This window comes from Actinomadura chokoriensis (assembly GCF_041463665.1).
Taxonomy (GTDB): domain Bacteria; phylum Actinomycetota; class Actinomycetes; order Streptosporangiales; family Streptosporangiaceae; genus Spirillospora; species Spirillospora chokoriensis_A.
In genome coordinates this window covers 1-2,553 of the sequence record NZ_JAXCEJ010000065.1, presented here as the reverse complement: position 1 = coordinate 2,553, position 2,553 = coordinate 1, and the positions used below count along the sequence as shown (strand labels likewise).

The following is a 2,553-nucleotide window of genomic DNA, read 5'->3' as shown; positions in this document are numbered from 1 at the left end:
TCTCCAAGTACAACGCCCGCGGCCCGGCCATCGACCGAACCACCTACCAGGCCACCATCGCCATCAACATCCTCACCGGATCCCCCTTGACAGCAACCCGAGATCCTTAACTTCCCGGCATTGATGCTAGTACTGTTCCGCGGAGGTTCGTTGAGGGGCTTTGATCGGAGAGGCCTATACCGGGCAATCGCCTCCGACAAGGAGATCCACGACCGGATCGACGAGCTAGAGGCACAAAGAACCGGGCACAACGAGACCGCCGGATTGACTAAGGCACCCCACTCAAGACAGCCTGATCAACGCCCCTCCACGGCCTTTCCAGCGCAGGTATAGCATTTCGCCGTGGCGAATGATGATTTGACGATCCGCCCCGCCTGCGTGTCGGACGGCCCCGCATTGATTGCGCTCGACCGGGCCGGTGGTCCTGGCTGAGCGACGTCACGCCGCGGCGGGCAGAGGGCGCATCGGTGTTCGATGAGCGGCACGGGGTCGAGTCCTTCCTGTTGGCAGAACTCGCCGGCCTGCAGTCGGCTACATCCGCCAGGTCCCGCCCACTCCGGTCGCCAGCAATCAGCACGTCCGGCAGATCCAGGGTTTGCAGGTATCCCCTGACGTCCGTGGCCGCGGGGTCGGGCAGGCCCTGGTCGAAGCCGCGTGCGTGGCCGCCCGCGCGCAGGGAGCCCGCCGGATGTCACTGCGCGTGCTCGGCCATAACCTTCCGGCGCGGCGGCTGTACGAGCGGTGCGGGTTCCAGGTGGAGGGCGTACTGCCGGAGGAGTTCCTGCTGGACGGCGCGTACGTGGACGATGTCCTAATGGGCCGTCGGCTGGACGGATGACCTCTCTCCAGCGTCGGCACCAGCCCGCTGTACCTGGATCGCGCCAGGCACAACCACCCGCGGACGCCCCTCCACCAACTTCTGTGGTCAGTACAGCTAGGCGGCGTCTTGAAGCCAGGGCGGAGGTGAGCGGACGGGTTTGGTGTCGGGTGGCGCCAGGATGCGGTAGGTGTGGCGCCCGTCGGGGGCAATGGTGATGTGCATTCTTGCCGGGTTTGCGTGTTTCCAGCGGTTATGCCATCCGCAGCACAGGGCGAGCCGGTCGATGTCGGTGGGGCTGCGGCCGAGGGCCCAACCGTTCACATGGTCGACTTCACACAACGCACCGGGGACCTCGCAGCCCTGCACCGCGCACGTCGGGTAGAGGGTCTCCAGTACCTGGCGTTGGGGGACGGTGGCGAACCGGACCCTGTGGCCCAGGTAGAGGGGTGCGTGGCCGCGTCCCAGCAGGAGGGGGGAGACGCCCGCGCTGAGGGCGATGCGGCGGGCTTGCGCGGCGGGGATCGGGGTGCCGTCGGTGAGGCGCGCGGGGGCCTGGCCACCGGTGAGGGTGTCGAGGTCGCAGATGAGGGTGACCTTGGTGGCGCGGTGTCCGCCCGACAGCACGGAGCTGAGCGCGGCCGCCGTGCGTTCGGACAGGTCGCGGTGGTCGTCGACGCCCGCGGGCTTGGCCAGGGGACCGAGCGTGCCGTCCCAGATGGCGGCGTCTTCGGCGTTCAGCCAGCCCTTGACGTAGCGACCGCCGTCCAGTGAACGGGTGGTGTCGATCCAGGACCGTTCGTAGCGGTGCCGGGTGTCGGCGTCGGCTCGTTCGGTGCCGTCGCGCTCGGCGATGACGTCTCGGACCCGCTTGCCGAAGGAGGCCACCTTCCCGGCGGAGAAGCCCTGGTCGACCATCCCGAGCAGGATGTCTTCGGCGGCCCGGCAGTCGGCGTCGTCCAGTCTGGCGACCGCGCCGGCGATGGTGGCGGCGTAGCCATAGGACAGCTCACCGACGGCCCACCGTGCGGTCGCTCGTGGGAGCCGGTGACGGTGCCGGGCAAGGGTGAGGCGCTCTTTGGCGCGGTTGTCGCGCATGCCCAGGTGGCTGCGCAGCCAAGCCTGGGTGGACGGCAGCCCCCACCGGCGCGGTTCCGCGGCGCGGTCGACCACGGAAACGAAACCGGCGATGGCCGATTCCGCCTGGTCGGTGGCGGCGGCGAGTGTCTCGGTGAGTTCCATGCACACCGCCGCCGACTCCGGCGCGGCACGCCCGGCGAGTTCCGCGGCGATCAGCGACAGGGCATTCACCAATTCTGTGGTGGACGCCCCATCCAGATCGATCCCCGCCATGCACATATCCCGAGTATATAAAATCGGGACCGGGCATATCCCCCACCCCGCACGATCCTAAAGCCCCAATACTGTCACCTAAAGGCCAGTCGAAAGCCCGCGACCTGTGAATCCAGCAGCGCCGATGGGACCGTTGTGCTTCTTGGACGTGTACCAGGGCGGTTCCTGGCTGGTGGTGGGGGCGGCGCGTCGGGAAGAGGGCAGGCGGAGCCTGCCCGACGAAAGCTGCGCTGAGGGGCCGCAGAGGCTCCGAAGTCAAGCAGGGCCATTTCAAGGTGGCTTGTCTGGGGCGATCGTCCCCGAGTGCCCGGATCGGGGTCTGCTACATGGAGTGACGCCGAAACGAGGATGACCTTCTGTCCGTGATCATGGGAGTTCTCACG

General features: G+C 67.8%; 2 protein-coding genes. One reads left to right on the top strand and one right to left on the bottom strand.

What is annotated here, in order from left to right:
• Positions 1-535: 535 nt before the first annotated feature.
• Positions 536-838 carry a GNAT family N-acetyltransferase gene (locus SM418_RS37860; protein WP_371946465.1) on the top strand — a complete coding sequence of 101 codons (303 nt, stop codon included), beginning with the start codon at positions 536-538 and terminating at the stop codon, positions 836-838.
• Between the two features lie 96 nt (positions 839-934).
• On the opposite strand, the gene SM418_RS37855 is transcribed toward SM418_RS37860, so the two are convergent.
• Positions 935-2,170 carry an HNH endonuclease signature motif containing protein gene (locus SM418_RS37855; RefSeq protein WP_371946464.1) on the bottom strand — a complete coding sequence of 412 codons (1,236 nt, stop codon included), beginning with the start codon at positions 2,168-2,170 and terminating at the stop codon, positions 935-937.
• Between the last annotated feature and the right edge of the window lie 383 nt (positions 2,171-2,553).

What these genes read in the sequence shown, in the direction of transcription:
- SM418_RS37855 (WP_371946464.1), bottom strand. Translation starts at nt 2,170, where the DNA reads ATGGCGGGGATCGATCTGGATGGGGCGTCCACCACAGAATTGGTGAAT.